This window comes from Kitasatospora sp. HPM-01-4 (assembly GCF_051374625.1).
GTDB lineage: Bacteria > Actinomycetota > Actinomycetes > Streptomycetales > Streptomycetaceae > Kitasatospora.
Genome location: NZ_JBPQGP010000005.1, coordinates 8,486,498 through 8,512,769, shown reverse-complemented (window position 1 = coordinate 8,512,769; position 26,272 = coordinate 8,486,498). Strand labels below are relative to the sequence as shown.

The window sequence follows — 26,272 nt, the reverse complement described above, 5'->3', positions numbered from 1 at the left end:
GCCCGTTCACCGTCCCAGGTGCGTGAACCCCGCCCAGGCCGAGAGGTCGTCGGGATCGACCGCCGCCGCCCGGGCCGCCAGCACGGGCGGCATCCCCGGCGGCAGCCGTCGCGCCGAATCCAGCATCCACAGCTGGGCCCGGCGCAGCGCCCGCCCGGGCTGCTCCTGCTCCCGCCGCAGGTAGTGGTGGGTCATGAACATCAGTACCGAGGTGGCGTCATCGGGCACCGGCCAGAGCGAACCGATCACCGAGCGCGCCCCGGCCACCAGGAAGGCCGTCGCCAGGCTGTACGCCTCGTTGTGGCCGCGTCCCGAGACATGGCTGCGGCAGGCCGCGAGGACCACCAGCTCCAGCCGCCCGTCCCGCCGCCCGGCCGCCTCGGTCAGCTCCTCGGCCGCCAACTCCCCGCCGCTGACGGAGAGATAGGAGCTGTACCGCTGGTTGGCGGCGACCGTCGCATGGCAGGCCAGGTGCAGCACACCGCCGTCACGCCCCGTACCGTCGCCGCGCAGCCAGCCGAGGACCTCCGCGGGCGTCCCGGGCCCGTCCGCCTCGCCCGCGGCGCGCCGCCCGAGGAAGCTGCCCCGCGGGTAGAAGGCCCGCTGCACGGCGTCGGCCTCCTCACCCGCGTAGTGCAGGTCTCCGGTCGGGTTGCCGACGATCAGGGCGCTGCCGGTGTGCGGTACGGACGGCCGGGCGGCCACGTCGCACAGCAGCCGGGCCGAGGCCGCGTACGCGATCTCGGCCGCTTCGACCGCGTAGCGGCGGCCCTCCCCGCTCTCGCGCTCGCACCAGGCCGCGTGCCACGGCACCGCGCCGAGTGCGCCCATCGGCACCAGGATCAGCGACGGGGGGCGGGTCCGGCCGGGCGGTGGCACCAGCAGTTCCAGCAGCGGCCGGACCGCCGCATACCAGGCCCAGGCGCAGAGCCGGTCCAGCTGGCGGCGCAGCGGAGGCGGGGCGGCCACAGCGCCGGTGGCGAACGGTGCGGGGCCGAGGTCCCTGGCGACGGGCCCGCCGGGTAGGTAGTCGCGCAGCGGTCCGGCGCTCTCCTTGAGCAGCGGCAGCGGCAGCGAGTGCACCCCGCCGTCGGCGGTCACCAGGACGGCGGCTCCGCCGTGGTCCTCCGAAGCGGGCATCAGATACACCAGGGCGTCGGCCCGCAGGGTGCGCAGGGCGGTGCCGATCTCGTCCGGGGCGGGCGGATCGAGCAGCCGGGCCGATGCCGGGCCCTGCTTCTCGCTTCCGGTCAGCGCGGTGAGCACCCGGCGCCTCAGCTCGCTCGGGACCCCAGCGCCGGGCTCGGTACCGGCGTCGCCGTCGGCCGCTCCCTGCTCCGCGCCGGCGGCCCGCCACTGCTCGGCCAGTTCCCTCTCTCCGGCGGCGGTCAGCATCTCGGGCACCGACTGCGAGGTGGTCGCGGCGTGCAGCACCAGGCCGCGGCAGGCGTCCAGCGCCTGGACGGCCTCCTCGGGCGCGCCGTCCTCCAGGCACCAGGCGGCGGCCTCCAGCGCCGCCGCGGTGGCCTGGGCGGCGGCCTGCGCCGCGTGCCCGGTGCCGGACTGCAGCAGCACCGCCCAGGAGAACCCGCGCAGCGCGTCCAGGCCGCAGCGCCGTCCGCGCCGCCGGTCGGCGCGGGCCGGGTCGGCGCGCAGTCGCAGACCGCGCCCCAGGGACACGTTGATCGAGGCCCACAGCCGGTGTTCGGGCCCGCCCGCCAGCCGTGCGGCCCGCTCCAGCAGTCCGAGTCCGGTCTCCAGGCCCCGGCGGTCGGGCCGCTGGGCCGCGGTGGCGCAGCAGGCGCTGCCCAGCCCCGACGCGTACCGCAGCCAGTCGTCGCTCCCTTCCCGGGACAGGGCCAGCGCCTCCTGGACCAGGGCCATGCCCTCGTCCAGGGCACGCTGGTCGGACCTGGCCGCGCCCTCCCCGGTGCGGGCCAGGCCCACGTCGCCCAGCACCCAGGCCTGCCGGTCGCGCGGCAGCCGGGCGGCCTGGCGCCGCAGCTCGGCCACGGTCGGGCCGTCCGGCGGCCGGATCGAGAGCGGTGCGCCGACGGCACGGGCGAGGTGGTCGCGGGCGGTCCTGGAGTTCTCCAGCATCGTCCAGATCTCCCCGCGGGCCGGGTCCTCGGGTTCCAGCTCGTGGTACACCTCGGCCAGCGTGGTGATACAGCGGTCGGCTTCGGCCAGGTCGCCCCCGCGTGCGGCGCGCACCGCACCGGAGCCGGCGAGCTGGCCGTCCATGAGCCGTCTCATGTAGGGCGGGAAGGACGGCTCGTCCCGGAGCCGGTCCATCGCCCGTGTGGCTGCGTCGATGTCGTCGGCCCCGCCGTGCAGCTGGCCCCGGTGTCCGGTCGCCACCGAGCGCATCATCTCGACGTGCCGGCCCAGGTCCTCCCTCCCGTCGGCCAGCCGCCGGGCCGCTTCCAGGTGTTCGATCGCCTCCTCCAGGTCGGAGCCGTCGCCCGCGGTCGCCGCGTGCAGCCGGATGCGGCCCTCGCCGCTGTGCAGCCGGCTGAGCGAGACCGGATCGTCCCGGTACGCCTTCGCGGCGGCCTCGAAGAGCTCCGCCCGCCGCTCTGCGGGGACACCGCTCGCATGCGGGTCCAGGGTCGCGATCTCGCTGTGCAGTATCCCCGCGAAGGTCCCGTACTCCGGCGCTGCCGGGTCCATACCGCGCCACCTCGTGTACAGCCGGTCGAACTCCCGTGGCAGTTGCGCGATCCCGCCGACGTCGTTGACCAGATGGCTGAAGTCGCCGTCGCCGTAGCTGAGGAAGTGGTCACCACGGGCGAAGCCGGCCTGGAGCTCCCGGTAGCCCTCGTAGGCCTCCTGGTACAACCCGTCGAGCGAGTCGTCCCGTTCGGCGAGGCCCTCATTCACCAGTTCGAGCCTGGCCCCGGCGTAGAGCACCGTGATCATCCTGCGGACGTCCGGGTGGCAGTGCTCGTCCGCCAGTACCGCCGCTCCGGCACCGGCCACCGCCCGCAGGTGCTCCGGATCCCGGTCGGTCCGGTAGCTGCGGTGCCGCAGCATGGCCAGCATCGCTGCCACCCGCCAGCGCGGCCCGTCGCGCTCGGCCTGCCAGCGGTCGAAGGCCAGTTGGACCAGCCGGAGCGCCCGCTCGCGCCCCTGCTGGTCGTCCCGCTCGGCGGCCCGGTCGTAGAGCAGGCGGCCGAAGGCGTCCAGCTGGGTCGGCAGCAGCTCGTCCAGCGCGTCCGGCTCGGCCAGCAGCGGCTCCAACTCCGCCAGCGCCGCGGCGACCTGGCTCTGATCGCCCCACTGCCACCACAGGAGCGCCCGGATCACCACCTGCCTGGCCGCCGCCTCGCGTCCCCACCACGGCCGCTCCCCGGACCGCTGCCCGGCCTCGACCAGGGCCAGGCCGAACTCCGACCTCGCCTCCTGCAGCAACTCCCGGTCCACCGCGGCCTGTCCGTGCACCATCAGCGCGGTGGCGAGGCCGTAGCGCAGCAGCCCGAGGTCGCTCTCCGGGCCCGGGGCGGCGAGCGCCGCGCGGTAGTGCTCGGCCGCGCTCTCGGCGTCCGGGATGCCGCCGCCGGCCCGGTAGCGCTCGTGGTGCAGTCCGCCGAGTCCCTCGTGCAGCTCGGCGGCCTGCTCGCTGCCGGGTGCGTGGTCGGGCAGCGCGGCACGGTGCCGTTCCAGCGCCTGGTCGAGCAACTCCCGGCGCAGGTAGTCGGGTTGGCCGAGGGCCTGCGCCCAGCGCAGCCGGGCGAACCGGGCGAGCAGGTACCGGCCGAGCACCCTGAGGTGCTCGTACTCGGGCTCCCGGCCCGGTCCGGCCAGCCCGGCGGCGATCAGCTCCTGCGCGCGCTCGAGCAGTTCGCGGCCCGGCCGCCGGTCGTACCGGAACGCCAGGACGTGGCCGTGGACGATCCGCCAGGCGTCCCAGATCTCCCCGTCGTCGTCCGGGCGGGCGAAGGCCCGCTCCAGGGCGTCGGCGGCCAGCCGCAGATCCTCCGGGTCCTCCTGCCGCAGGAACAGCTCGTAGCTGAAGTCCCCGGCCAGCGCCCAGCCCGCGGGGCCGGCCGGGTCGTCCGGCGCCAGCGCCGCGAGCTCTTCGAGCAACTCGTCCCGCTGCCTGCGCAGTTCCCGCTCCGGCACCTCGCCGGCGTACCGGCCGTCGTCCGTGGTCCCGTCGTCCTGCCGCGTCACGGGGCGAGCCCGGCTCGGTACGGCTCCAGCAGGGCGTTGAGCCACTCCCGGCCTTCCGCGGTGTCGAAGTCGACGTGCCGGCCGGGCAGTTGCCCGATCGCCTCGGGCGGGCAGCGGTCACCGAAGAGGACCAGGGCCCGGTCACCGGGCTCGCGCTTGGAGGGCCAGAGGAAGCCCTGCGCCCAGGGGTCGGTGTGCTCGCGGATCCAGTGGCCCCAGTCCCGGGTGAACGGGTACTCGGCGGCCTCCGCCTGGACCAGCCAGGAGTCCTGTGCCACACCCGCCAGATCCCGGCCGGTCACCAGCGACACCAGCTCCAGCCCGGTGGCGAGCCGCAGGTACGACAGCCGGCGGCCGCGCACCGCGGCCCTCGGCACCAGGCGCGGCGCACCGTCCGCCTCGAAGGGCACGGACCGCAGCAGCGACTCGCAGACGGCCGCCTCGGCGGTGAGTCCGGCGTACAGGTAGCCGTACGGATCGCAGCGGGTGGCGTCGAACCGGCCGCCGCCGTAGAGGCAGTGCGCCGGAACGGGGTTGAACGCGGTGCCGGGACGACGTGCCGAGTGCAGCCGGTAGAGCGGGGTGCCCGGCGGCAGGGTGACCTTGGCCGGCGTACCCGGCAGCACCCGGGGCGGTCGCGTGTTCGCCATGCCGTTACTCCCCCTCCGCCAGATACCGTGCGGCATCCACCACTTGGCCCTCCCGGCCGGTGCCGAGCAGTTCGGCCGGGCTGCCGCCCAGCCAGGCGTTGGCCGACAGCCACCAGTCCGCGACCGCCCACGGGTCCTGCTCGGCGCCGAGGATCAGGTTCACCTCCAGCACGGCGGTCCTCGGCCGCCCGGCCGCGCCGAACTGGAAGCCGGGTATCCGCTCCACCCCGCCCGGGCCGCGCAGCCGCAGCAGCCCCGGGGTCGCCGGGTCGCCGCCCAGCAGCCGCAGTTCCGGCTCGTCCAGCGCCGGTTGGGCCAGCAGCCGCCGGCGTACCGAGCCGAGTACCGGACCGACCATCCGGTGGCCGTCGAGCACCAGCACGGCCAGGTCGTCCGGCCCGAAGCCCAGGTACGAGTGCTCCTGCCCGGCCGGGTCGAACCGGGCCCCCGTGCCCCCGCCCAGCTCCGCGGCCTCCGGTCCGGGCAGCGAGTCCAGCAGCAGCCGGGCCGCCTGTGCCGCCAGGTCCGGGCGGCCCGGGTCGTCCTGCGCCGACGACCTCAACGCCGCCAGCGCCGCGGCGAGTTGCCGCGCGGCCTCCTCGGTGAGCAGCCGCGACAGCCGCTCCCAGTCGGCCGCGGCCGCGGCCAGCACCCGGTACGGGTTCATGTCGCTCCTCCGATCACGGCCGCCTCACCCACCGGGCCCATCGTGCCCGCCGCCGCGGTGCCCGTGAGCAGCCGTTCCACCAGGTCCGCCGCGGCCGGCCGGCGCACCACCAGGTGCACCTCCCAGTCCGCGCCGCGCGCCAGCTCCGCGTCCACGGCCGACCAGAGCGCGGCGCAGCTCTCCTCGTAGCGCAGCCCGCCCCGCCCGGCACCGAGCAGCGGGAGGCAGACCGACCGCAGCGGCGGATCGAACCGGGCGCTCTCCTCGGCGAGGAGCGTGAAAACCCTGGCGACCGCTCGGGTCACATCGGCCGGCAGCACGTCGTAGTCATTGGTCCCCGCCCGGGGCACGGCCACCGCGGCGTGGTAGATCCGGCGGACTCCCTGCTGCGCCAGCGCCCCGGAGCCGACCGCCGCCACCGCGCCCGGCAGGACCGCCCGGCCCGGCGCTCCGTGCCGGGCGGTCCATCTCCGCAGCTCGTCGTGGACCAGGTCCTCGACGAGCTCCCCCGTGGGCCCGCGGAGCGCACCCGCCCGCCGCAGCGAGGCGGAGACCGAGGACTTGTACGGCTCCGGCAGTGCGAGGTAGGTGTTGGTCGGCGAGACCACCACGTCCACGTCGCGCAGCAGGTCGACCGGATGGACGTGCAGGGTGACCGCCACGGTCCGGCCGCCCGAGCGCACCCGCAGTTCGCGGTGCCCGCCGGTGAACGGGCCGGCCGGTGCCTGCTCAGGACCGGGTGCCTGCCCGGGACCGGGTGCCTGCCCGAGACCGGGCGCCTGCCCGGCCGCCGCCTGTGCGACGAGCCGCACCACCTGGTCCGCGAGCTCGCCCAGCACCATCACCTCGTGGTGCTTGCGGAACCGCTCGACGCTCACCCCGTACACCCCGGCCGCCCGCTTGCGCCGGTCGGCCGGGGGCCAGTCACGGGTGCCCTGGGCCAGGCCCAGGCTGTACTCGGCGGCCGAGCGGAGCGTCCCGGAGTCGATCCCCGCCAGTGCCCGCCGCAGCAGCCGCTCGACGGAGGCGGCGCGGTACTCCGGTTCGTCGACGGGATCGGTCGCCCGCGCGGCGCCGGTCAGCGACGGCAGCTCCAGCTCGCGCAGCCGCACCAGGCCCGCTCGCCGCACCTCCCGCACCTCCCTCAGGACTGACGCATGGTCAGGCAGGTCTGTCTGCGGCATGCCCGAAGGATCGCACCGCCGCGACGGCTGCGACAAGTCGGTTCCCGCACTGCCATCCAACCGCACGGCCCGGTCGGCCGCCGGTCGGCTCCCGGGCGAAGTCAGGTCGTGTCCACGGCGCTTCACACCCTGGGCGTCCGGCCGCCGCGGCGGTGCGAGGAACGGGGCGGCTCCATCGGGCCGATCACGCGGTACCCGGCGTCGCGGGTACGTGGCCGTCCGAGTGCCTCCGCCGGAGGTGCCGGGTGGTTCGCCGCGCCGTGCCCCGAGGAGCCCGCTTCGGACCACCGGACCGCGCCGGCACCGGGTCACCCGGCCTCGCTCTCCAAGTCGCCCCACAGGTCGGCCGGTTCGAGCAGGGCCCTGCGCAGCACCGCCTCCGCCGCCGTGAGCTCGTCGAGCGAGCGGGCCGCCAACGCGACACCCACGGTCGGGAGTTCCTCGAAGCCGGCGGTGGGGATGGTCGGCAGCAGCGTGACTCCGAACCGGGTGAGTCGGGCGGCGACCAGAGCCAGCTGGTCGAGCAGGGCGGGCTGCGCCAGGCGGGCCCCGAGCGGCACCTGGTCGATGGTGCGCACGACGTGGCCGGCCGGCCCGCGTACGGCGTCGAGCCGGGCCCGCAGCATGAAGGCCACGGCCGGGCCGGTGAGCCGGAGGTTGGTCTCGGTCGGGGCGAGCCGGCCGCCGGGGTCGACCACGAAGTCGATGTCGTACCAGCCCCGGTGGCCCTCCGCCGCCAGCGCCCGGCCCACCTCCTCGCCGAAGGCGCGGGCGGGCGCGGCGAGCGCCTTCGGCACCACACCGGGACCGACGGTCGCGCCACGGTAGTTGACACCTTCGACGTCCATCACCGCCACGCCCACGGGGTGGACGCCGCCGTCCTCGGCGATCACTCCGTCGAAGGTGAGGTCGGGGAAGCGGCGATGGGCCGGTATGTGCTCCTCGACCAGGATCCCGTCGCCCGGCGGCAGCACACCGGCGGCCCTGAGCTCGCGCAGCGCCGCGCGGGGACCGCCCGCCGTGCCGACCTCGTCGGCCGTCAGGACCACCGTGCCGTAACCGCCCACGCCGTGCGGCGCCTTGAGGACGACGGTCCGCCCGAGAGCGGCCCGTTCACGCACCAGCCGGACCAGTCCGCGCGGCGAGCCCGCCGGCCGCTGCTCCGGCACCCGGACGGCGGGGTGCCCCGGGGCGAGCCGGGTGAACAGCGCGTGCGACTCGGCCTTGGACTCGAAGCGCCGGACGGCCTCGAGCGACCCGCCCGCCGTGTGCGTGCCGTCCGTCCCGTACGCACCGGCGCCCCCGCGCCCCGGCTCCGCGGCCAGGCCCGCGGTCGCTCCCCACGGCCGGACGGGCAGCCCGAGCCCGCCGATCCGCTGCCGCAGCGCGGGACGGGCCGCGAGCCCCTCCGCGAGCGTGGTGTCCTCGTCCGCGATCCCGCTGTGCAGCTCCACCGGGTCCCAGGCCAGGGCGTCGGCCAGCATCCGGAGCCAGCCCTCCTCGACATGGTGCGGGAGGACCAGCACGGCGGGGTGCGGGGTGTAGCAGGCGGCCAGACAGGAGTAGTGGTGGCCCAGTCTGCGCAGCTCCCGGCTCTGTGGGAGGAACTGCGCGTTGAAGTCGGCGACGTTGCCGAGGTGAACGGCCCGTCGGCCCCCCGTCCAGGCGTCCTGCCACGATGCGGCTCGCACCGTCCGAGCCTACGGCCCCGGCCGGACGCCCGCGGCCACTTCGGTCACCCGTCGGTTCCTCGCCCGGGACTTCTTCGGCCTCCTCGTGCCGACGGCCGCTACGCTTCGCCCGGATGCCAGGCCGGCCACTCCCAGGGACGGTCGTCCCACCGCACCCGCACGGGGTCATGCGGGTCGAGCTCCGGGAAGAGCTGTTTGATCCGGGGTTCGAACTCCTCGGGCGCGAGCGGCTCCCAGCCCACGCCGTGGAAGTGCACCAGGCGGTAGCGGCTGTCCGTACGGAACTCGGCGATCCTCACCAGCGGCTCCTGCTCGGCCGCGACGTCCTTGTTGCTGCTCATGGACCCAGCATCAGCGGGGCGGCAGTTTCACGCACCCGCACGACCGCCGTGCGGATGCCGCTCCGCGCCGCCCCCGTACTGCCGTGCACCGCCCGCGCACCGCCCGCGCACCGGCGCGGCGGGCCACACCCGAGACGCTCCCGGAGGCACGGCCGGGAACAGCGCCGGGGACGGCCCCGGGACACCACCGCCCGCCCGGGCTCTGCGAGGACGGGCGTTCCGCCGCACGGGCCTGGCTCGTTGAACACGACGGCCCGCCGCTCCTGCGGGCCCGGAGCACACGGGAGGACGTGTGGAAGAGAAGTGGCAGGCACCATGGCGGTACGAGTGGGAGCAGGAACCCCCGGACGCCCAGCCCCCGGACCCCCAGTCCCCGGCGCCACCGGCCGCGGCGCCGGCCGCGGCGCCACCGCCGACCCCGTGGGAGCCGCCGGTCACTCCCCCGCCACCGCCGGGGCGCCGGGCCCGCCAGGTGGCGATGGCCGCGGGCGGCCTCACCGGGCTCGCGCTGCTGGGCGGCCTGCTGGCCACCTGCGGGCCGTCCGGCGGGCACACCGGCACGCTGGTCACCGCGCCGGTGTCCGGCAGCCCGGGGGTCGAAGTGACCTCGATCCTCCGCCCGCTCGCTCCTCGTACGGGCTCCGCGAGCCCGTCCGTCCCGCCCTCGGGCCCGGCGTCGTCCGTGCCGTCGGGCCCGGCGTCGTCCGTGCCGTCGGCGGCCCCGGCCGGGGGCCCGGCAGTGGCCGCCGCCGCACCGGCGGACGACTCCGGCCGGCAGCCCGAGCAGTCGCGGACGCCCCGTCAGCACGGCCGGACCGGACCGGCCTCCCCGCCCCGGCACCAGTCCCACGGCGCGCCGTCACGGACCGCCCCGGCCGGCCCGTTCCCCGGGCTCAAGGTGTGCGACGAGGCCGAGCGGCTCGGCGAGTGGAAACCGGGCTCGGAACAGGCCGAGCGCTGCCGCAGTCTCTACGGCAACTGAGCGAGCGGCGTCGCCCGGCCACCGATGAACCGGCCGCCGGCCGCCCCGCCGTGCCGCCGGTACCGCCCCGCTCGTCCCGGCGGGGTGCCCGCCCGTCCCCGGCGGGTCGTCGGCCCGCGGTCGCGCCCTACCCGCGCGGTGTCTTCTCGCCGTGGACGGCGGTGTACTCGGCGGCGAGCCACGGTGCCAGGTCCTCGACCAGCATGGCCAGCAGCGCCGCGTCTCCGCTCCGCGTCCGGGCGACCGCCACGGCGGTGCGCATCTGCTCGGCCCGCTCGGGGTAGTAGCGCGCGAAGATCTCACCGGAGGCGGCGAGATCGCTGGTCCACCCGCCCCAGCGGGGCATCACCAGCGTGAACCCGCTACGGACGAGGCGGCGCGAGACGCTCCTGCCGAGCGACCTGAGCTCGGCCTCGCGCTCGTGCTCCGGACGGGCCGCAGCCGTGGCCCGTGCCAGCCGCTCGCGCCAGCGCGGGACCACCAGCGCCAGATCGCCGTTGGTCTCCCGGGCCAGCAGCGTGGTCGGCCGGTAGCGGGGCAGCCGGGTGGCCAGGTCCTCGCCGAGCAGCGGAGTGCACAGACAGGCGATGAACCAGCCGAGGTCGTGCCGTTCCAGTTCGCTCAGCAGGACGGCCTCGCTGAACAGCAGCACACCACCGCCCACGATCTGCGGGAACCGTGCGTCGAGCGCCGCCAGCAGGTCCGCGGCCGCCGCCCGGTCGGCATCGGTCGGCTCCCGGCGCAGCGCCAGCAGCAGGTCGAAGTCGGAGACACCGGGGACGGCGGTGCCGCGCGGGATGCTGCCGAAGAGGTAGGCGCTGTGCAGCAGCGACGGGCCGAAGCTCTCGGCGATCTTGGTGCGGGCCGCCTCCACCACGGGCGCGAAGGCTTCCGGTACGCGGCTCAGTGCGCCCTCCCGGGCGATGTACCCGTCGGCGTCCAGTCCTCGGTCGGTCATCTCGGTGCCCGTGTCCGTCACGGCCTTCCCCTTCCAGCGGTGCTGCCCGGGGCAGCACTCTGCACCAGGCGGGCCCGGCCGGTCGAGCCGTTATCCGGTGCACCGTCAGCGCTCCCCGCTCGCCGACGGTCCGGTGCACCGGTCAGAGGTCCTTGACCAGCTTCTCGAAGCGCAGGTCCGGCCGGCGCGGTATCCCGAAGCGCTCGTCGCCGTAGGGGAAGGGCAGGTAGACGCCGGTGCGGCGGTAACCCCGGCGCTCGTACCAGGCGATCAGTTCTTCCCGCTGCTCGATGACGGTCATCTCCAGCTCGGCGGCGCCCCACTGCTCCCGTGCGACGTGCTCGGCGTGTTCGAGGACGGCCCGGCCGAGTCCGCCGCCCTGGTGCTCGGGGCGGACCGAGAACATCCCGAAGTACGCGACGTGGCCGCGCCGTTCGAGCTGGCAGCAGGCCAGCAGCTCGCCGGCCCGCTCGGCGACCAGCACCAGGCCGTGCGGGTGCTCGATGGCCCCGGTGACGCCCTCGGCGTCGGTGCGGCGGCCGTCCAGCAGGTCGGCCTCGGTGGTCCAGCCGGCCCGGCTGGCCTCACCCCGGTACGCGGACTCGACCAGCGCCACCAGCGCGGGCACGTCCGCCGCCTCGGCCGGGCGGAACGTCAACTCGGCACCCTTGGACGACACTCGTCCCTCCCACTTCACCGCTGCCTGCGGGCCGCCGGTTTCGAACGGCCCGTCTGCATCGTGCCACACCGGCCGCCGTGCTCCCGACCTCGGCACCGGCGCGCTCCCGGCCGGGCCGGGCCCGGCCGGCCGCCGAACCGAGGTGGCGCGGATCGCCCGGGCCGGCTACGGCTTCCCGTCCGATGCCCGGGCTCTTCACGCTTTCAGTTGGCGACGTTTGGACGAGCCAGGCACCCGGGCGCACGTCGCCACGGGCCCCTGACCGTCCTGTCGGACCCGGCTGCGAAGATCACGCCCATGGATCTCGCTGACGCCCTCGCCGGCCTCGACGCCCACCCCTGGGCCCGCGTCTCGCACGCCTACGGCCCCGCGGAGGACCTGCCCGACCTGCTGCGCGCCCTCGCCGAGGGCGGGGGGGAACGCCGAGGAGGCGATCTCCGAGCTGTACTCGTGCATCCTCCACCAGGGCACGGTGTACTCCGCCAGCCTGGACGCCGTCCCGTACCTCGCCCTGATCGCCGCTGCCGCCCGGCCCATGACGGCCGAGGTCCTCTGCCTGCTCGGCGGGTTGGCCGAGAGCGATGACGAATGGGAGATCGCTCCGGGCGCCGTCCGGGCCGCCGTTGCCGCCCAAATCCCGCTGCTGACACCGCTACTGGCAGATGAGGACGTGGACGTCCGGCTGCTCACCGCCTGGACGCTCGGCCACACCCGGGATACCGAGGCCGCTCTGGTCGCCCTGCGGAGCCGGTGGACGGCCGAGGCCGATCCCGGTGTCCGGGCCGAACTACTCATCGCCCTCGACCGGGTGGACCGCCCCGGCGCCGCCGCCGAGGCCCGCGCGCTGCTCGGCGCGGCCACGCCCGCGCCGCTGCGACTGGCCGCGCTCCTCGTCGCCCTGGACGCCGGGGAGCCGTGGACCCACGTCCACCACGACGCCGCGCTCAGCCTGCTGCCCGCCCGCGAGTTCACCGTCGACCGGTACAGCATGCACCACCGCGACCCGCTGCACACGGTCGTCGACAGCCTGCTGCGCCGAGAGACCGGGGCAGACCGCGAGAGCGCGTTCGCCCTGCTGGAGGCCGCCCTGCGCGACGGCCGTCCCGAGGTGCGGAGCGAGGCGCTCTCCGCGGCCGACCACGCCTGCTACCTCTCCCGCAGCGCCCCGCGGCGACTCGTCCCGGCCATCGCTCCACTCGCCGCCGCGTCCCCGGCCTCAACTCTGCTCGGCAAACTCGGCCCGGCCGCCGCCGAGGCCGCGCCGCTTCTCGCCCGACTCGCTGCCCAACCCGACGACGAGGCGGCCGACCAGGCACTGGCCGTGCTCGTCCGGGTCGCGCCCCGACAGGCCGCCCCGCTGCTGGCCAAGGACCTCGACCGGCGCCCCCGCGCGCTCGACGCCGCAGGCGACTTCCACGCCCCCGCCTTCCCCTTCGACCCTGCCCTGCTCGCCGCCGTCCGCGCACGGCTGGCCGCGGACGGGCTCGGCAACAACGAGACCGCCGACCTGGTCCACCTGCTGCGCCAGTGGGGCCCGCTGGCCGCCGCCGCGCTGCCCGAGCTGTATGCCGTGCTGCCCCGCTTCCAGTACGCGGCCACCGCCATCACCGCCGTGGCCGCCGCCGGCCCGCAGGCCGAGCGCGAGCAGGCAGGCGGCGTGCTGCGGGCTGCCGCCGGGTCGCTGATGGTGGCGCAGGCCCACCACGACCTCACCGGCGAGACCGACGTCCTGCTCGATGCCGTCGCCAAGGCACTCGCCGTCGGCCCGAGCGAGGTCGCCGAGGCCGCCCAGGCCGCCCAGGCCGCCGCCGCTCTGGGCGCGACTGCCGCCGAGCTGCTCCCCGCCCTGCGGGCAGCCGTCAGCGATGGCGCCGAGCCGACCACCCCGCAACTGGACCGCGACATCGCGATCGCCATCGCCCTGTGGCAGATCGACGGCGATGCCGAAGAGGCCGTCACGATCCTGGCCTCCATCCTCGACCGCACCGCCGGCAACCAGCTCTGGTACCGGTGGACCGCCATCCGCGCCATCCGCGCCACCGCCCTCCTCGGCGCGGCCCCCGGCTCCTGATTCCCCGACTGGAACAACTGCTCACCGAACCGGAGAAGGCTCCCTCCGCTGCCCTCGCCCTGCTCGCCATCACCGACCCCGACGCCGTCGACCTCGGCCGACTCGCCGGGGCCGCCCTTCACTCCGCCGAAACCGGAGCGGACATCTCCAGCGCCTGCGAGGCCCTCCAAGCCCTCGGCGCCACTGCCCTGAGCACCCACCACCGCCTGCGCGTCGCCGAACTCGCCGAGAAGGACCGGCGCGTCATCGGCTCAGGCTCCGCGAACAGCATCATCCGCGAGGACGAGCGACTGCGCGCCATCCTGACCGCCATCTGATCCCGAGGCCGGGGCGGACGAATCAGCTCGCGGACGGTCCGGTCCTCCGCGCCGCCGGGCGATTCCGCGAGCGAGCGCATCACCTCGATCGCCTCATCGCCCCGGCCGTGCCCCATCAGGAGCTACAGCACCGCCCTGGAGTGCCGGCGGGCCTCCAGCCGAGCGGACAAGGGAGTCACCCCTCGTACGGCGGCCCCAGCCGCACCGCGCCCCGCCGCACGGCCGCCGGCAGGGGGTGCGAGGCGCCGGTCGCGGCGCGGTGCGCGCGACGCCACGGCCCCGGGTCGCCGCCGAGCACCTGGACGATGTCCGACAGCAGTTCGACGTCCAGCCGGCGGCGGCCCGCCCGGAAGCAGTCGTACACGGTGATCCGCCCGGGTGTGCGCTCCGCCTCGGGGATGCCCCGCGCCGCCCTGACCGAGCTGATCCGCCGCGCGATCGCCGTGTACGAGGGGCTCCCGGCCTCCTGCCGCAGCCGCGTCAGGCACTCGGCCAGCGCGTCCAGGGAATACGTCTGAGTCGGCGCCGCCAAGGAGTCCGCTGCGTTCTCCTGACAGACACACGGTGCCGCCTGTGGCCTGGTCACAACCTTCCGCCTCCCCACCGAACCCGCCGATCCCGGCTCACAGCCAGCTTCGCCATCGCAACGATCACTGTCAACTGATGTGAATGGAATGGCAAAATTCATACATTTCCGCTGTCCGCAGAGTCGGCACCGTTCGGGATCGTTCGGGATGCTGCCCGGCGCCGTACACCCTTCGCCAGGATGATCCGCACCGTGACCGGACGTCAGAAGTGAGGTAGTGGAAACCATGAAGCCCGTACGCAAGCTCGTCTCGGCGCTGGCGCTCTCGCTCGGCCTGAGCTTCGGCCTGCCCGCCGTCTCCGCACAGGCGGACGCAGCCAACCCCCAGCCCTACGCTTACGGATTCCTCGCGGCCCTCGCCCGCCCGGCCAGCGGCGGCCCGAACGGCACCTACTACTGCATGGACGAGTACCGGCAGATCAACGGCGACGGCCGACCGATCGTGCTCCGCCCGTGCGACGGCTCCTGGAACCAGTTCTGGTTCGTCTCCCAGGACGGCCTCATCCACAGCACCAACGACGGCCGGTGCCTCTGGGGCCACTACCCCACCGGCCCCAGCGACAGCCCGGACGCCGTCGCGGTCGGGTGCAACAGCAACGACCCGCACCAGCGCTGGACCTTCAACACCGACGGCAGCGTGTGCAACGCCGACGGCGGGTGCCTGAGCTACGTCGGCGCCGCGTGGCTGAAGAACGCCTACCACCTGCAGACCCTCGGCCGGAACGCGAGCCTGGGCCAGACCCAGCAGTTCGACTGGCACCACTCCGACAGCAACCAGCCGATCAACCCCAACATCTAGTCACTCAGGGCGAGTTGCCCCCATCCCGGCTGCGGCTCCGGACAGCCTGACGGGCGAGACGGGCCGCCGCCGGGGCGCAGGGGTGCGGCGCCGGGGCCATCGGGGAGCCGACGGCATTGAGCCTCGGGGGGCGGCGACGGCATCCTCCTGGTCGCGACGGGCAACTGATGTGTGACATTTCACATGTCAGACTACTGGCCGGGTACCGCACCGCGCGACCACGATCGGGTCGTGACCCTCACCGACCCCTTCCTTGCCCTCAGTGCCCGTACCGGCAGGTTCACCTTCGGCGCGCCGCGCGCGTTCACCCTCGCCGAGGACGGCTCCCGGCTGCTGCTGCTCCGCTCGACCGGTCCCGAGGATCCGGTCGACCGCCTCCACCTGCTCGACACCGCCACCGGCCAGGAGCGGCTCGTCGCCGACCCGGCCGCGCTCGCCCCCGGCCGCAGCGGCCACCGCGACGAACTGCCCGCCGTGGAGCGTCGGCTGCGCGAGCGCACCCGGCTGGTCGCCGCCGGGATCGGCGGCTACGCGGCCACCGCCGACCTCTCGGCCGCCGTCTTCGTCCTCGACGGCCGGCTGTTCCGCACCGACACCGCCACCGGCACCAGCACCGAACTCCCCGTCGCCGGGCCCGCGTTCGACCCCCGGCCGGACGCCACCGGCGAGCGCGTCGCCTACGTCGCCGAGGACGCCCTCTACGTCACCCCCGAGCCCGCACCGCTCTCGCCCGCCGACGGCGCCCGCTGGGGCGTCGCCGAGTTCGCCGCCGCCGAGGAGCTCGGCCGCTCCCGGGGCCACTGGTGGCGCCCGGACGGCCGAGCGCTGCTGGCCACCCGGGTGGACGAATCCGCCCTCCCCCGGCGGTACTTCGCCGACCCTGCCCACCCCGGCGAGCCGGCCGAGGACTTCGCCTACCCGCAGGCCGGCGGCCCCAACGCGGACGTCCAGCTCTGGGTGCTCGGCCTCAACGGCAGCCGGGTCCGACTGCGCTGGGACGCCGCCGCGTTCCCGTACGTCTGCGCCGTCTCCTGGGCCTCAGACGAGGAGCTGCTGCTGACCGTCGCCGACCGGCTGCAGCAGAACGTGCTGCTGCTGACCGCCGACCCGGCCACCGGCGAGGCCCGCGAACTCTCCCGGACCACCGACGAGTTCTGGGTCGACGACCTGCCGGGCACACCTGCCCGGCTGTCCGACGGCCGCCTGCTCACCGCCCACGACACCCCGCAGGCCCGCGGCCTCGCCCTGGACGGCGAGCCGCTGGACACCACCGGGCTGCAGATCCGCCGGGTGGTCGGGCGGTGGCGCGGCCGGCTGCTCTGCGAGACCGGCCAGGGCGACCCGGCCGACCAGTACGTCCACCTGATCGACCCGGACGGCGGCGCCCCCGAACTCCTCACCACCGGCCCGGGCACGCACTCCGCGCTCGCCGCCGCCGGCACCCTGCTGCTCACCTCCGCCGACACCGAGGGCATCCGCCGCCGCCTGCTGCTCGACGGCCTTCTCGACGGCCGCGTGCTGCCGCTCGCCGACCTGAGCGCCGCGCTGCCCCACCGGGTACGCCCGCAGCTCGCCCGGGTCACCGACCGCGCCCTGCCCACGGCCGTGGTGTACCCGCGCGACCACACGCCCGGCCGCCGGCTGCCGGTCCTGCTGGACGTCTACGGCGGGCCCGGCTTCCAGGCCGTGGCCGCCGAGCCCCGCCGCTGGCAGCTCCGCCAGTGGTGGGCCGACCAGGGCTTCGCCGTGGTCACCACCGACAACCGCGGCACCCCGTTCGTCTCCCCGGACTTCACCCGGGCGATCTTCCGCCGCTTCTCCCAGGTGGCGCTGGACGACCAGGTCGACGCCCTGCACGCGCTCGCCGAGCGCCACCTTGACCTCGACCTCGGCCGGGTCGGCGTGCGCGGCTGGTCCTACGGCGGCTACTTCGCGGCGCTCGCCGTGCTGCGCCGCCCGGACGTCTTCCACGCCGCCTGCGCGGGCGCCCCGCCCACCGACTTCCGGCAGTACGACACCGCGTACACCGAGCGCTACCTCGCCCTGCCCCAGGACAACCCCGAGGGCTACGCCGGCGACTGCCTGCTCACCGACGCACCGGGGCTGACCAGGCCGCTGCTACTGATCCACGGGCTGGCCGACGACAACGTCCACCCCTCGCACACCCTGCTGCTCTCCGAGGCACTCACCAAGGCCGGCCGCCCGCACGGCGTGCTGCCGCTGCCGGGCGTGACGCACCTGACCCCGGGCGGGGTGAGCGAGCAGATCACCCAGGCCGAACTCGCCTTCCTGCGCTCGGCTCTGGGGTGATCCGTCGAGTTCTCCGGGGCGGGGCGGGGAGAGCAGACGGATGAGGACCGGACGCGGCCCTCGTAAGGTTCCCCACCACGTCCGAGCGGGCGGTTCCAGCGAGGGGTGCGCCCCTCGCTGGAACCGTGACCGCCCCGCGTGGGGGAAACGGGGCGGTCCGGCGGCTCTACAGGCCGGCTCCCCGGGCCTCCGGGAAGTGGCACGCCACCTGCCGGCCGCCCGGGCCGGCGACCCGCAGCAGCGGACGCTCCGTCCGGCAGGTCTCCTGCGCCTTCGGGCAACGCGGATGGAAGGTGCACCCGGTCGGCGGGTTCGCCGGGCTCGGCGGGTCACCGAGCAGGACGATCCGCTCCCTGGCCCGCTCCGCCGCCGGGTCCGGCAGCGGCACGGCGGACAGCAGCGCCTTCGTGTACGGGTGCGCGGGGTTGCCGTACACCTCGGCCTTGTCCCCGATCTCGACGATCCGGCCCAGGTACATCACCGCGACCCGGTCGCAGACCCGCTTGACCACCGAGAGGTCGTGCGCGATGAACACGTACGCCAGACCGAGCTCCTGTTGGAGGCGGGCCATCAGGTTGACCACCTGGGCCTGGACGGAGACGTCGAGCGCGGAGACCGGCTCGTCGGCGATGACCAGCTTCGGCGAGGTGGCCAGCGCCCGCGCGATGCCGATGCGCTGCGCCTGGCCGCCGGAGAACTCATGCGGGTAGCGGTCGAGGTGCTCGGGGATCAGCCCGACCACCTCCATCAGCTCGCCGGCCCGCCTGCGCGCGTCCGCCGCGCTCGACCCCCGGACCAACAGCGGTTCGGAGACGATCCGGGCCACCGTCTGCCGGGGATTCAGCGAGGAGTACGGGTCCTGGAAGACCATCTGCAGGTTCCGCCGGTGCGGCCGCAGCTGGGCCTGGGAGAGCCCGCCGATCTCGGTGCCCTCGAAGGTGACCGTGCCCGAGGTCGGGTCGAGCAGCCGGACGATCATCCGCCCGGTGGTGGACTTGCCGCAGCCGGACTCGCCGACCAGGCCGAGCGTCTCGCCCTTGCCGACGTCGAAGCTGACCCCGTCCACGGCCCGGATCGGGGCACCGGGCCGGCCGGTGCGCCCGCGCCGGCCGGGGAAGGTCTTCACCAGGTCCCGTACGGACAGCAGGGTGTCGGTCGTGACCGTCATGGCCGCGCTCCTTCCGGCACCAGCGGTAGATGGCAGGCGGCCTGGTGGCCGGGGGCGAGCGGGCCGAGCACGGGGCGTTCGGCCAGGCAGCGGGCGTGCTCCTCGGCGGACGCGGCGGTGGTGCGGGCGCAGCGTGGGGCGAAGGAGCAGCCGGGGGCGGGGGAGATCAGCGACGGCGGGCTGCCGGGAATGGCCCGCAGCGGGGCGTCGTCGGTGTCGTCCAGACGGGGCAGCGAGTCCAGCAGGCCGCGGGTGTACGGGTGCGCCGGGGCGGCGAACAGCCGGTCCACCAGGGCCTGTTCGGCCGCCCTGCCGCCGTACATGACCAGCACCTCATGGGCGACCCGGGCGACCACGCCCAGGTCGTGGGTGATCATGACGACGCCGAGGCCGCGCTCCTGCTGGATCCGGGCGATCAGGTCGAGGATCTGCGCCTGGACGGTGACGTCGAGGGCCGTGGTGGGCTCGTCGGCGATCAGCAGGTCGGGTTCGCAGGCGAGCGCCATGGCGATCATCACGCGTTGGCGCATGCCTCCGGAGAACTGGTGCGGGTACTCGTCGAGCCGGCGGGCCGGCTCCGGGATGCCGACCTCGGCCAGCATCTCGGCCGCCCGTGCCCGGCCGGCCTTGCGGGAGGCCCTGAAGTGCACCCGGTAGTGCTCGGCGATCTGCTCCCCGACGGTGTAGAAGGGGTGCAGGCTGGACAGCGGGTCCTGGAAGATCATCGCGATCCGGCGGCCCCGCACGGTGCCCAGCTCCCGTTCCCCGAGCCCGTTGAGCTCCTGCCCGCTCAGCCGGATCGAGCCGGTGACGACGGCATCCCGGTGCAGGCCCATGACGGCGAGCGAGGTGACCGACTTGCCGCTGCCGGACTCGCCGACCAGGCCGAGTGTGCGCCCGGCCTCGACGGCGAAGGAGATGCCGTCCACCGCCCGGACGGTGCCGTGCGGGGTGTCGAAGGAGACCCTGAGGTCCTCCACCTCCAAGAGGGACATCAGTACCTCACTCTCGGGTCGACGTACGCGTAGAGCAGGTCGACCAGCAGGTTCGCGACGACGATGAAGGAGGCCGCGAGCAGGGTGACACCGAGGATGACGGGCTGGTCCGAGCGGACCAGCGCGTCGTAGAACAGCCGTCCGACACCGGGCAGTCCGAAGATCGACTCGGTGATGACGGCACCGGCCAGCAGCCCGCCGAGGTCCATGCCGAAGATGGTGAGGATCGGCGTCATCCCCGAGCGCAGCCCGTGTTTGACGGTGACGGTGCCGGCCGGCAGGCCCTTGGCCCTGGCGGTGCGGATGTACGGCTCGGCCATCGCCTCGATCATCGAGTTGCGGCTCTGCCGGGCGTACATGGCCGCGTACAGCAGGGCCAGGGCGGTCCATGGCAGCAGCAGGTTGGAGGCCCACTTGACCGGGTCCTCGGTGAGCGGGTGGTACGCCGGGTACGGCAGCAGCCCGGCCGTCCGGACGATTCCCCAGATCAGCATGATCGAGGTGAAGTAGACCGGCAGCGACGCGGCGCCGACCGAGAGCACCATCAGCGTCCTGTCGATCACCCCGCCCTTGCGCAGCGCAGAGGTGACGCCCGCGCCGAGGCCGAGGAGCAGCCAGAGCACGGCCGCGCCGATGGCGAGCGAGACGGAGACCGGCAGGCGGTCGGTGAGCAGGTTCCAGACCGGCAGCGAGTACTCGTAGGAGTAGCCGAGGCAGGGGAAGCCGCAGTGGGTGGCGCTGGGCCCGCTGCCGTAGTCACGCCCGGCGAAGATGCCGGTGACGTAGGTGGCGAACTGCTCCCAGACCGGCTTGTCCAGGCCCATCGCCGTCTTGACCTCGGCGACCCGCTCGGGGCTGCAGGTCTTGCCGCAGGCGGCCACGGCCGGGTCGGAGGGCAACAGGTAGAAGATGGTGAAGGTGATCGCGCAGACGGCCAGGAGGATGCCGGCCGCGGCGAGCAGCCGACGGCCGAGGTAGAGGATCACGACCGGCCTCCCCGGGGGTCGAGGATGTCGCGCAGCGCGTCGCCGAGCAGGGTGAAGGCGAGCACGGCGAGGAACAGGAAGACCGTCGGGATCAGGAAGTACGTCGGGTCGGTGTCGTAGAAGCTGATGCTCTCGGCGATCATCTGGCCCCAGGACGGTGTCGGCGGGCGCACGCCCACGCCGAGGTAGCTGAGCGCGGCCTCGGTGGCGATCATGCCGGGGACGAGCAGCGTGGTGTAGGCGATGATCGGGCCGGAGACGTTCGGCAGGATCTCCCGGGTGAGGATCCGCCAGGAGCGCGCGCCGCCGACCTTGGCGGCCTCGACGTACTCCCGGTGCTTGAGCGAGAGGGTCTGGCCGCGCACCACGCGGGCGATGCCGGGCCAGCCGAACATGCCGATCACGAGGGTCATCAGCAGGATCCGGTTGACGTCCTCGGCCACCGACATCATCGAGATCATGAAGATCAGGGACGGGAAGGACATCGTGAGGTCCACCAGCCGGGAGAGCACGGCGTCGGTCCGGCCGCCGAAGTAGCCGGCCGCGATCCCGACCAGGGTGCCGGTGACCACGACCACGGCGGTGGCGGTGAACGCGATCACCAGCGAGACCTGGCCGCCGTGCAGGACCCGGGCGAACAGGTCGCGTCCGGTCCCGGGTTCGACGCCCAGCCAGTGCCGGGTCCCGACCCCGCCGAAGTCGCCGATCGGCAGGCCGCCGAGGTACGGGTCGATCGCGCGTCTGTCGAACTCGTCGGGGGACCAGCCGCCGAGCGCGCTCAGCGGTCCGGCCAGTGCGGTCAGCAGGACCAGGAGGGCGACCGTGACCAGGCCGAACCGGGCCGAGCCCCTGGCCCAGAGCCGGTCCCAGACCAGCCGCCACGGCCCACGGCCGGCGGCCTTCGCGGGGCCCGCCGAAGCGAGGGCCGCGGCGACGGGCGCTGCGACTCCTCGTTCGCCTCCGGCCGCTCGTGGTCCGGTGTCGACGCTCACCCCCAGCCTCGAACTTTCGACACCGGCGCGGTCCTCGGCCCCCGAGGGGGTGGTGTCACTCATCACGGACGGCCCCTCAGCCCTTGCTCTTGGAGGGGTCCTTGAGACCGATGGTGGCGAAGTCCCACTGGCCGGTCCAGGCCGGGTGGCCGAAGGCGCCTGCCACGTTGGTGCCGGCCAGCAGCGGACGGCGCTGCCAGAGCAGCGGCACGGTGGGCGCCTTCTTCAGCAGGTCCTCGCTGAGCCGCATCCACGCCTTGTTGGCCTCGGTGACGTCGCTCATCGCGTTGATCTGGTCGATCCGGTCCGAGGTGGCCTGGTCGCGGAACTGCTCGACGTTCCCCTGGTTGCCCTTCTCCTTGATGTTGCGGCCGTCGAAGACCAAGGGCAGGAAGGTGGCTCCCGACGGGTAGTCCGGGCACCAGCCGAGGATGGCGAGGTCGGGCGCGCTCTTGGTGTCACCGATGGTGTCGTAGTAGACCGACGGGTCGGCGGTGGTGATGGTGACCTGGATGCCGACCTTGCCCAGCGACTGCTGGAGCGCCTCGGCCCGGGTCTTGTCACCGGAGGAGACGGTCAGCGAGACCTTGAGGTCGGTCTTGCCGGCCTCCTTGAGCAGCTGCCTGGCCTTCTCCGGGTCGCCGGTCGGGGCGATCTTCAGGGTGTCCTGCCTGGTGCCGCCGGTCAGTGCGGGCGGCAGGTAGGAGGTGGCCACGTCGGCCATGGCCGGTCCGCCGTACGCGGTGACCTGGCCTTCCCGGTCCACCGCGTACATCAGCGCCTCGCGCACCTTCGGGTCGTCGAACGGCGCCTTGGAGGTGTTGGGGTAGAGCATGTCGGTACAGCCCTGCTGCTCGGCGATGAGCCGGGACCTCACGTCCGGTTTGGGCAGCACCTTGGCTATCGACTCCGGGCGCAGGTTCATCCACTCGACGGCGGAGGCGTCCGCGCCCTCGCTCGCGATGATCCGGTCGTCGACCTGGCCGGCCTTGAGGCCCTGGACGACGACGATCCTGTCCGGGTAGGCCTTGCGGACCGGGTCGGTGGACTGGTCCCAGTTGCTGTTCCGGACCAGGACCAACTGCTTGCCGCGGTCGTAGGTCTCGATCTTGTACGGGCCGGAGGAGAACGGGCGCAGGTCGTACTGGGTGCCCTTGTCCCGGGACTGCGGCACGGGCGCGAAGGTCGGCAGGGTCGCCGTGTAGGAGAACTCGGCGACCGGGCGCTTGAGGTGGAAGACGATGGTCCTGTCATCCGGGGTCTCGATGCTGGCCAGGTGCTCGCCGTTCAGCGGCCCCTTGTAGTTCTCGCCGCCGGCCAGGTACTGCTGGGCGTAGTCGGGGCCGCCGGTGAGGTCCGGGGCGAAGGAGCGCTCGACGTTGTACTTGATGTCGGCGGACTTGATCGGCGTGCCGTCCTCGTACTTGACGCCCTCCTTGAGGGTGAAGGACCAGGTCCTCCCGCCGTCCGAGGATCTGCCGAGGTCGGTGGCGAGGTCGGGGACGATCTCGCTGCCGGCGGCGCCCGGCTCGGCCTTGAAGGTGACCAGGGTGCGGTAGAGCAGCCGGATGCCGAAGTCCATGTTCGGCATGGTCCAGTTGCGGGCCGGGTCGAGGTGGGCGAAGTCCTGGTTGGAGAGGACGGTCAGGGTGCCGCCCTTGACCGGGGTGCCGCCGACGATCGACCCGGAGGCGGCGCCGGGGGCCCTGGAACTGCCGGCCGCCGAAGCGTCGCCGTCGTCGCTCTTGTCGTTCCTGCAGGCCCCGAGGCCGAGGGTGAGGGTCGCCGCGAGGGCCGCCGCGAGGGCGGCGTGGGTGCGCCTGGTCATGTAGCAACTCCGCTGTGGGGGGCCCGCCGTGAAGCCCGTGCTCCGCCCCGGCAGGTGGTCCGAGGCCCGACCGGGAGGGCGACCTTCGAGGTCCGGGCCGCTCCGCCGTGTGACCCGTAACATAATAATGTGAAATTGCACTGACAAGAGGTAGTGCCGCCCGTTATCGAGCTGTGTCCGTACCGCACCTCTCCAGCCCCGCACAGGAGTTGACCGGCGCGCCTCCTCCGGATCGCGCGGCCGGGACGGTGGCCGGGCTTCCGGCGGCGCACGGGCACCGTGATCGGCTGGTCGGCCGATCACGGTGCTCATGTGGTGCCGGTTACCACCGCCCGCGCGGCGACGCTGAGTTGAGCTTGGAGCTGAGCACCGAAAGGAACGTCGGGAGCCTGTCCACCGCGGACTTGGGGACCGGAGTGGTCTGCACGGTGTCCCGTACCAGATCCTGGACCACGAGTTTGTAGGTGCCGCCTTCCTGGATGAGTTCGGCGGAATAGAGCAGTGTTTCCATCAGGGGCCCTTTGGTTGTCGATCGTCCGGCGAGTCGAGGGGGTTGGGATTGACGGGCACTACGCGCCGTTGAGCCAGCGGTTCCACGCCCGCACGGCCTGCTGCTCGTCCGCCTCCTCGGCGAAGAGGTGGTGGCCCAGCCAGATCGGCCAGTTCCAGGAGCTGCCGTTGAAGAAGCGGTACAGCGCGTCCGGACCGCGCAGGCCGACGAAGTCGCGGTCGAGGTAGTCCACGACCACGTCCACCGGGCCGCCGTCTCCCCCCGGGCCGCCGTCTCCCCCCGGGCCGCCGTCTCCCCCCGGGCTGCCGTCTTCACCCGGGAGGTCGAGTGACAGCCGGTCACCGACGGCCGTGTCGTCAGCCAGGCCGAGGCGTCGGCGCAGTGCGGCGAAGTCGTCGGGACCGTCGGCCGGTTGGGGCCGGTCGGCCTTGACGTACACAGCGGGGCGGCCGGCGAAGTGCGTCAGGTACTGGGCCAGGCTGTGCTGGTAGAAGTCGACGTGCTTCTCGGCCGCGTCCGCCCTGGTGTCCCAGCCGTCGTCGACCACACCCTCGTGCACCCAGTGGATGCCCATGCGCAGTCGGCTCGTTCCGCCCTCGCCCGGCTCGATGTGGTAGCTGAGCGTGTTGGAGAACCCGTCGTCCCTGGTCACCCGGGCGGCGAAGCGGTACGGCGGTTCCCACTCCGCGACGGTGCCCCCGCCACGGGAGACCGCCCCGCCGAGGTGCGGCTCGATCTCCATGCGGTACAGCCAGCCGAGGTTGCCGGCGCCAGTGGCGACCGCGTGCCAGACCTGCTCGGGTGCGGCGGGCAGGTCCTGCTCCCGGCGTACCTGGAACTCCCGGGCCATGGTCGGTTCTCCTTTGCAGCGATTGTGCAGCGTTGACGGATCAGTGGATGAGCGGCAGGGCGCTGAGCCGCCGCTGAAGCGGGTTGGGCTTCCAGTCGAGGGCGGACTCGTCAGCGAGCCGCAGGTGCGGGAGCCGGCGGATCAGCGTGCCGATGGCCACCTCGGTCTGGAGCTTGGCCAGCGGGCCGCCGAGACAGAAGTGCGGGCCGTTGCCGAAGCTCAGGTGCCGGTTGCCGGCACGCGACAGGTCGAGGCGGTCCGGGTCGTCGAAGCGGTCGGGGTCGCGGTTGGTCGCGCCGAGGAACAGGTACACCAACTCACCCTCGCGCAGGGTCTGTCCACCGATCGGCACGTCCTCGGCGACGACCCGGACGATCGCCTGGGTCGGCGTGTCGTAGCGGGCCAGCTCCTCGACCGCACTGCGGATCAGTGCCGGGTCCTCGCGCAGCCGGGCCAGTTGGCCGGGGTGGCGCAGCAGCGCGAGGGTCCCGTTGCCGATCAGGTGGGTGGTGGTCTCGTCGCCGGCGGCGATGAGGACGAAGCAGGTGGAGAGGATCTCCGCGGTGGTGAGCCGGTCGTCCCGCGCCTGCGTCGCGACCAGGGCGCTGATCAGGTCGTCGCCCGGATCGGCCCGGCGTCGGCGGACGAGTGCGGCGAGGTACTCCTCGTACTGGTCGATCGCCGCCTCGGACTTGTCGATGTCCTCGCTCAGCCGGCTGAAGCGGCGGAACCAGGTCTTGACCTGCGGGCGGTCCTCGGGCGGGATGCCGAACAGCTCGCAGACGACGGCGAGCGGCAGCGGGGAGGCGACCGCGTCGATCAGGTCCATGGCCGGTCCGGCCGCGACGGCCTCGTCGAGCAGCCCGTCGACGATGCTCTGGATGCCCTCGCGCAGGGCTTCGACGCGCCGGGCGGTGAACGCCCGGTTGGCGAGCTTGCGCAGCCGGGCGTGGTCCGGCGGGTCGGTGTTGGTCATCACCCGGCCAAGCCGGTCGGTGAGCCGGCTGAAGGCCTTCAGGTCGCCGCCGAGCGTGCCGTAGGCGCGGGTCATCCGGTCCCGGTCGTTGGACAGCCGCAGCTCGCTCAGGGCGGCGTCGACGTCGGCGTACCGGGTGAGGTACCAGATGCCCTGGGTACTGCGGTGGACCGGGCTCTCGCGGCGCATGCGGGCGTAGACCGGGTAGGGGTCCCGGCAGGCCTCGGGCGTGTACAGCGCCTGGGCGAGGCCGCCGGGCCCGGCCGGGCCCGCGACGGGGCGGGCCTCGGCCGGGGTACCGGTACCGAGAGTGTCGGTGGAGGTCACGTCGGCCGCGCTACCGCTGGGCGTCCATGGCGTCGGCGAGGCTCTTGGGCCGCATGTCGGTCCAGCTCCGCTCGATGTGGTCGAGGCAGGCGGCGTGGGTGTCGGGGCCGTGGGCGACGGTCCAGCCCTCGGGGACGTCGGCGAACTGCGGCCACAGCGAATGCTGGTTCTCCTGGTTGATGAGCACGAGGAAGGTGCCGTCCTGGTCGTCGAACGGGTTGGTCATGG

Annotated in this window: 23 protein-coding genes; 5 read left to right on the top strand and 18 right to left on the bottom strand. The window is 74.1% G+C overall.

What is annotated here, in order from left to right:
• Positions 1–6: 6 nt before the first annotated feature.
• From ACSMTC_RS36870 to ACSMTC_RS36845, 6 genes are all read right to left on the bottom strand, one after another.
• On the bottom strand, positions 7–4,176 hold the full coding sequence (locus tag ACSMTC_RS36870) for a CHAT domain-containing protein (protein ID WP_436564100.1): 4,170 nt from the start codon (positions 4,174–4,176) through the stop codon (positions 7–9).
• A complete protein-coding gene (locus ACSMTC_RS36865) occupies positions 4,173–4,826 on the bottom strand; it encodes an RES family NAD+ phosphorylase (RefSeq protein WP_436564099.1) in 654 nt (217 codons plus the stop codon). Before ACSMTC_RS36865 ends, ACSMTC_RS36870 begins: the two co-directional genes overlap by 4 nt.
• Positions 4,827–4,830: 4 nt before the next feature.
• Entirely contained in the window at positions 4,831–5,493 is a 663-nt protein-coding gene (locus tag ACSMTC_RS36860) for a hypothetical protein (protein WP_436564098.1), read from the bottom strand.
• Positions 5,490–6,677 (bottom strand): macro domain-containing protein, encoded by a 1,188-nt coding sequence (locus ACSMTC_RS36855; RefSeq protein ID WP_436564097.1) that lies wholly within the window; start codon positions 6,675–6,677, stop codon positions 5,490–5,492. Before ACSMTC_RS36855 ends, ACSMTC_RS36860 begins: the two co-directional genes overlap by 4 nt.
• Positions 6,678–6,985: 308 nt before the next feature.
• Positions 6,986–8,368 (bottom strand): ATP-grasp domain-containing protein, encoded by a 1,383-nt coding sequence (locus ACSMTC_RS36850; RefSeq protein WP_436564096.1) that lies wholly within the window; start codon positions 8,366–8,368, stop codon positions 6,986–6,988.
• A 98-nt stretch (positions 8,369–8,466) separates the two neighbouring features.
• Positions 8,467–8,709 carry a hypothetical protein gene (locus ACSMTC_RS36845; protein WP_436564095.1) on the bottom strand — a complete coding sequence of 81 codons (243 nt, stop codon included), beginning with the start codon at positions 8,707–8,709 and terminating at the stop codon, positions 8,467–8,469.
• 292 nt (positions 8,710–9,001) lie between these two features.
• On the opposite strand from ACSMTC_RS36845, the gene ACSMTC_RS36840 reads away from it, so the two are divergent.
• Complete coding sequence (locus tag ACSMTC_RS36840; protein ID WP_436564094.1) at positions 9,002–9,691, top strand: hypothetical protein; 690 nt, start codon at positions 9,002–9,004, stop codon at positions 9,689–9,691.
• A 127-nt stretch (positions 9,692–9,818) separates the two neighbouring features.
• On the opposite strand, the gene ACSMTC_RS36835 is transcribed toward ACSMTC_RS36840, so the two are convergent.
• Complete coding sequence (locus ACSMTC_RS36835; protein WP_436564909.1) at positions 9,819–10,649, bottom strand: nucleotidyltransferase domain-containing protein; 831 nt, start codon at positions 10,647–10,649, stop codon at positions 9,819–9,821.
• 142 nt (positions 10,650–10,791) lie between these two features.
• Positions 10,792–11,328 carry a GNAT family N-acetyltransferase gene (locus ACSMTC_RS36830; RefSeq protein WP_436564093.1) on the bottom strand — a complete coding sequence of 179 codons (537 nt, stop codon included), beginning with the start codon at positions 11,326–11,328 and terminating at the stop codon, positions 10,792–10,794.
• Between the two features lie 472 nt (positions 11,329–11,800).
• Here ACSMTC_RS36830 and ACSMTC_RS36825 point away from each other — a divergent pair, with 472 nt between their 5' ends.
• A complete protein-coding gene (locus ACSMTC_RS36825; protein ID WP_436564092.1) occupies positions 11,801–13,399 on the top strand; it encodes a hypothetical protein in 1,599 nt (532 codons plus the stop codon).
• Positions 13,339–13,716, top strand: coding sequence for a hypothetical protein (locus tag ACSMTC_RS36820; protein WP_436564091.1), 378 nt, complete (start codon positions 13,339–13,341; stop codon positions 13,714–13,716). The genes ACSMTC_RS36825 and ACSMTC_RS36820 overlap by 61 nt, the downstream gene beginning before the upstream one ends.
• Before the next feature lie 175 nt (positions 13,717–13,891).
• Here the strand turns inward: ACSMTC_RS36820 and ACSMTC_RS36815 are convergent, their stop codons facing one another.
• Complete coding sequence (locus ACSMTC_RS36815; RefSeq protein WP_436564090.1) at positions 13,892–14,248, bottom strand: hypothetical protein; 357 nt, start codon at positions 14,246–14,248, stop codon at positions 13,892–13,894.
• Positions 14,249–14,528: 280 nt separating this feature from the next.
• On the opposite strand from ACSMTC_RS36815, the gene ACSMTC_RS36810 reads away from it, so the two are divergent.
• Entirely contained in the window at positions 14,529–15,101 is a 573-nt protein-coding gene (locus ACSMTC_RS36810) for a ricin-type beta-trefoil lectin domain protein (protein ID WP_436564089.1), read from the top strand.
• A 231-nt stretch (positions 15,102–15,332) separates the two neighbouring features.
• Positions 15,333–17,411 (top strand): S9 family peptidase, encoded by a 2,079-nt coding sequence (locus tag ACSMTC_RS36805; RefSeq protein ID WP_436564088.1) that lies wholly within the window; start codon positions 15,333–15,335, stop codon positions 17,409–17,411.
• A 166-nt stretch (positions 17,412–17,577) separates the two neighbouring features.
• Here the strand turns inward: ACSMTC_RS36805 and ACSMTC_RS36800 are convergent, their stop codons facing one another.
• The 9 genes from ACSMTC_RS36800 to ACSMTC_RS36760 all read right to left on the bottom strand — a co-directional run bounded on the left by ACSMTC_RS36800 (position 17,578) and on the right by ACSMTC_RS36760 (position 26,270).
• Positions 17,578–18,579 carry an ABC transporter ATP-binding protein gene (locus ACSMTC_RS36800; RefSeq protein WP_436564087.1) on the bottom strand — a complete coding sequence of 334 codons (1,002 nt, stop codon included), beginning with the start codon at positions 18,577–18,579 and terminating at the stop codon, positions 17,578–17,580.
• On the bottom strand, positions 18,576–19,574 hold the full coding sequence (locus ACSMTC_RS36795) for an ABC transporter ATP-binding protein (RefSeq protein ID WP_436564086.1): 999 nt from the start codon (positions 19,572–19,574) through the stop codon (positions 18,576–18,578). Before ACSMTC_RS36795 ends, ACSMTC_RS36800 begins: the two co-directional genes overlap by 4 nt.
• Positions 19,574–20,560, bottom strand: coding sequence for an ABC transporter permease (locus ACSMTC_RS36790; protein WP_436564085.1), 987 nt, complete (start codon positions 20,558–20,560; stop codon positions 19,574–19,576). Before ACSMTC_RS36790 ends, ACSMTC_RS36795 begins: the two co-directional genes overlap by 1 nt.
• Positions 20,557–21,552 (bottom strand): ABC transporter permease, encoded by a 996-nt coding sequence (locus ACSMTC_RS36785; protein WP_436564908.1) that lies wholly within the window; start codon positions 21,550–21,552, stop codon positions 20,557–20,559. Before ACSMTC_RS36785 ends, ACSMTC_RS36790 begins: the two co-directional genes overlap by 4 nt.
• 76 nt (positions 21,553–21,628) lie before the next feature.
• Entirely contained in the window at positions 21,629–23,380 is a 1,752-nt protein-coding gene (locus ACSMTC_RS36780) for an ABC transporter substrate-binding protein (RefSeq protein ID WP_436564084.1), read from the bottom strand.
• Between the two features lie 322 nt (positions 23,381–23,702).
• Entirely contained in the window at positions 23,703–23,891 is a 189-nt protein-coding gene (locus tag ACSMTC_RS36775) for a hypothetical protein (protein WP_436564083.1), read from the bottom strand.
• Positions 23,892–23,949: 58 nt separating this feature from the next.
• Positions 23,950–24,741, bottom strand: coding sequence for an SRPBCC family protein (locus ACSMTC_RS36770; RefSeq protein WP_436564082.1), 792 nt, complete (start codon positions 24,739–24,741; stop codon positions 23,950–23,952).
• Between the two features lie 40 nt (positions 24,742–24,781).
• Positions 24,782–26,044 carry a cytochrome P450 gene (locus ACSMTC_RS36765; protein ID WP_436564081.1) on the bottom strand — a complete coding sequence of 421 codons (1,263 nt, stop codon included), beginning with the start codon at positions 26,042–26,044 and terminating at the stop codon, positions 24,782–24,784.
• A 10-nt stretch (positions 26,045–26,054) separates the two neighbouring features.
• A complete protein-coding gene (locus ACSMTC_RS36760) occupies positions 26,055–26,270 on the bottom strand; it encodes an MbtH family protein (RefSeq protein ID WP_436564080.1) in 216 nt (71 codons plus the stop codon).
• Positions 26,271–26,272 lie beyond the last annotated feature (2 nt).

Excerpts from the sequence above, each read along its gene's own strand:
- ACSMTC_RS36865 (WP_436564099.1), bottom strand. The coding sequence starts at position 4,826 with ATGGCGAACACGCGACCGCCCCGGGTGCTGCCGGGTACGCCGGCCAAG.
- ACSMTC_RS36795 (WP_436564086.1), bottom strand. The coding sequence starts at position 19,574 with ATGTCCCTCTTGGAGGTGGAGGACCTCAGGGTCTCCTTCGACACCCCG.
- ACSMTC_RS36800 (WP_436564087.1), bottom strand. The coding sequence starts at position 18,579 with ATGACGGTCACGACCGACACCCTGCTGTCCGTACGGGACCTGGTGAAG.
- ACSMTC_RS36760 (WP_436564080.1), bottom strand. The coding sequence starts at position 26,270 with ATGACCAACCCGTTCGACGACCAGGACGGCACCTTCCTCGTGCTCATC.
- ACSMTC_RS36860 (WP_436564098.1), bottom strand. The coding sequence starts at position 5,493 with ATGAACCCGTACCGGGTGCTGGCCGCGGCCGCGGCCGACTGGGAGCGG.
- ACSMTC_RS36780 (WP_436564084.1), bottom strand. The coding sequence starts at position 23,380 with ATGACCAGGCGCACCCACGCCGCCCTCGCGGCGGCCCTCGCGGCGACC.
- ACSMTC_RS36770 (WP_436564082.1), bottom strand. The coding sequence starts at position 24,741 with ATGGCCCGGGAGTTCCAGGTACGCCGGGAGCAGGACCTGCCCGCCGCA.
- ACSMTC_RS36810 (WP_436564089.1), top strand. The coding sequence starts at position 14,529 with ATGAAGCCCGTACGCAAGCTCGTCTCGGCGCTGGCGCTCTCGCTCGGC.
- ACSMTC_RS36845 (WP_436564095.1), bottom strand. The coding sequence starts at position 8,709 with ATGAGCAGCAACAAGGACGTCGCGGCCGAGCAGGAGCCGCTGGTGAGG.
- ACSMTC_RS36835 (WP_436564909.1), bottom strand. The coding sequence starts at position 10,649 with ATGACCGACCGAGGACTGGACGCCGACGGGTACATCGCCCGGGAGGGC.
- ACSMTC_RS36775 (WP_436564083.1), bottom strand. The coding sequence starts at position 23,891 with ATGGAAACACTGCTCTATTCCGCCGAACTCATCCAGGAAGGCGGCACC.
- ACSMTC_RS36855 (WP_436564097.1), bottom strand. The coding sequence starts at position 6,677 with ATGCCGCAGACAGACCTGCCTGACCATGCGTCAGTCCTGAGGGAGGTG.